Annotated in this window: 1 protein-coding gene; it reads right to left on the bottom strand. The window is 60.2% G+C overall.

Annotated features, from left to right (window positions below; all coding sequences use genetic code 11):
• Positions 1–373: 373 nt before the first annotated feature.
• Positions 374–654 (bottom strand): Crp/Fnr family transcriptional regulator (locus Q2941_RS51820; protein ID WP_458197573.1); only part of this gene is annotated, 281 nt, incomplete at its 5' end.

The following is a 654-nucleotide window of genomic DNA, read 5'->3' as shown; positions in this document are numbered from 1 at the left end:
CCGGCAAGACCAGGATTCCGCCGAAGAATGGGCTCTGCCGATTGCGGGCTCTGCTGGATCCGCAGTCCAATAGAGCTCGAGACCATTCGCGCTGTCGGATTCCATCTTGGCTCTCCCTACGATTGCGCGGTACCTGCATCACATTGAAGAGCAACTGCGGCGCACAGCTCAAACCTCCTCGAAGACAATATTGCAGTCTATGCGGCGTCGGCAGGTCTGCCCAAATGCGGGGCAGCGCTATTCGCCGTGCCGCTTGCCGGAATTGCATAGGCGTAACGACAAGACCGGTCGTCAAGCTGGGGGCAAAGCGCGACCTCACGGTGAGGGCGGCTGTTCGGCGCAATCCGAAAAATGAACCAGGATGATTGTGGTTTTAGCTTTCGGCAATGCGCCTTAGACCCTGCGGATCGAGCAGAACGGCTGATCCGTAAGTGCGCCTGATCAAACCCTCGCGTTCGAATTCGGCCAAGTAGCCGTTTACGGTCTTCCGAGTTAGGCCCACCATTTCGGCGAGCGCCTCCTGGCTGAGTGATAGCACGTATTTTCCGGCTTGCTCCTCTGCCTGCGCGAGGCGCGCAATCCGGGCGGCGAGCCGCTGGCGCGGGGGCAACGCAATCACCTCTGCAGCGAGCTGGAGCAGATCGCGCACCTGCA

It is taken from the genome of Bradyrhizobium sp. UFLA05-153 (assembly GCF_054185185.1).
Note: the sequence above shows the minus strand (reverse complement) of the source record. Positions and strands in the feature narration are given on the sequence as shown.